Source organism: Photorhabdus cinerea, from assembly GCF_011189575.1.
GTDB lineage: Bacteria > Pseudomonadota > Gammaproteobacteria > Enterobacterales > Enterobacteriaceae > Photorhabdus > Photorhabdus cinerea.
On record NZ_PUJW01000171.1, the window covers coordinates 1 to 231 of the forward strand.

A 231-nucleotide genomic window follows, 5' to 3' on the forward strand; every position below is an offset into this window, starting at 1 on the left:
GCAAGCCACTCCTGCAATAACGACATAAATGCTGTTAATTTTGCTGGCGGGTGAGCAAGTGCCCGCAGTAAATAAATATCTTCTTTGCGTCCATCGGGATCATTGAATAAAGGCATCAGTTTTCCAGAATGAATATCTGTCGATACTACCCAATTAGGCAAAAGCCCTACCCCAAATCCATTAACCGCGGCCATTCTCAATGTTTCAAAATCATCACTGCGAAAAATCCTG

1 protein-coding gene is annotated in these 231 nt (G+C 42.9%); it reads right to left on the reverse strand.

Annotated features, from left to right (window positions below):
- Positions 1-231, reverse strand: a 231-nt coding sequence (locus tag C5469_RS23195) for a LysR substrate-binding domain-containing protein (RefSeq protein WP_242689583.1), incomplete at both ends; no start/stop codon positions are given.